Raw genomic sequence first — 1,405 nt, forward strand, 5'->3', positions numbered from 1 at the left:
TGAGATTCTGTGTTAACATGCAAGTGTAGCATTGATTATTTTTTATAATTTTACAATTTAGGCGGTCTTGTACCAGCCTGTTTTAGGGTGGCTCTCGTAGCTACCCTATTTTGTAGCTACTTGATTATATGTTTGTTTTTGGATATGATACTGTGAGTCATACCGCTGTTTGCTTTTGAAAATAATAAACATCAGTTCAAGCAGTTTTCTCTGCATAGCTACCGCTGCTTTCATTTTAATACCATGTTTTGATACAAGCCTTGTAAACGTATTTGAATAATGCTCATCATGCCTTATGGCAGCCAGTGCTGGTAAGTGCAGGGATTTCCTCAAATATCTGTTACCTCGCTTAGATATGGTAGGTTTGCCTAGAATTGATGTGCCTGACTGCTTTTCCTTCACATCTAGTCCGGCGTAGCTTACTAGCTGCTTTTTATTTCTAATCATCTCGAAACCATTTGTTTCCGCTAGTACTGTTACCGCAGTGAGCAGCCCAATTCCAGGAATTGAGATAAGGTTATCCGTTTCCTGTTTAAGTACAGAGTTTTTCTTTAACAATGAGCTTTATCTCCGTCAACACCTCCTTTTCCTGTTTTTGCAGTACCGCTATTCGTTCTTTTATTCTATTTAAGGAGTTTGTATTGGGCTCGGCTTCTGTTTGCTCTGCATGTAGCTGATTCTTGACGGCAGTACGTTCCTGAACCAGCTGATCTCTTTCACGCGTGAGTTGCTTTAACCTCTTATAGGTGGGATCTGGTCTGCGCCAAAACTCAAGGTGGCGTTCAAGGCCGAATAGGGTGATAGCTTCTGAACAGGTTCTATCTGTTATTGTCTTTATCTCCAGTGTACGGAAATAATTACTGATCTTATTAGGTAAGATAATACTGATTGTATACCCCTTGGATTCCAAGAAGTAAGCCAACTTCTAGTGATAAACACCAGTGGCCTCCATAACGAAATGAATAGCACTTTCTGCTGAAGTATGAGCCTGAACCCATTCCTGTAGCTTTACCAGACCTTTATCCGTATTTCGAAAATTACCATAATGGCACAGCTTTTTATCTAGGTTGGCGAAGATCTTTCCAAGACAAACGACGAGTTCCTAGCTCCCTACGTCAATACCAATGACCTGCTTGAGTGTATTCATAATGAATTCTTATTGAATTAAATCAATAGTGAAACTTCCCTTGGACTTGTCTCCTGGTGGATATTCAAGCTGGATTGTAATTCTGCTTTACATTCTGTTCTGCCTTAGGAAGCGAAAAAAAGGAAGGTCATTTCTCACAAACAGTATACTACAAATGCTACTAAGACAAATTTTAACTCTTCCTTTTCTCACTATAAAACAAATCTATAAAACAAAAAATGTCTTCTACATTTGCTTGACACAAACATAGGAGACAAA

General features: G+C 38.9%; 2 protein-coding genes. Both read right to left on the minus strand.

The features are described from left to right. Positions 1-105 precede the first annotated feature (105 nt). Complete coding sequence (locus B0I21_RS20340) at positions 106-558, minus strand: transposase (protein WP_208292403.1); 453 nt, start codon at positions 556-558, stop codon at positions 106-108. Further along, positions 533-922 carry an IS110 family transposase gene (locus B0I21_RS20345; protein WP_243836308.1) on the minus strand — a complete coding sequence of 130 codons (390 nt, stop codon included), beginning with the start codon at positions 920-922 and terminating at the stop codon, positions 533-535. Before B0I21_RS20345 ends, B0I21_RS20340 begins: the two co-directional genes overlap by 26 nt. Positions 923-1,405: the final 483 nt, after the last annotated feature.

The sequence above is a fragment of the Sphingobacterium paludis genome, assembly GCF_004364125.1.
Lineage (GTDB): Bacteria > Bacteroidota > Bacteroidia > Sphingobacteriales > Sphingobacteriaceae > Sphingobacterium > Sphingobacterium paludis.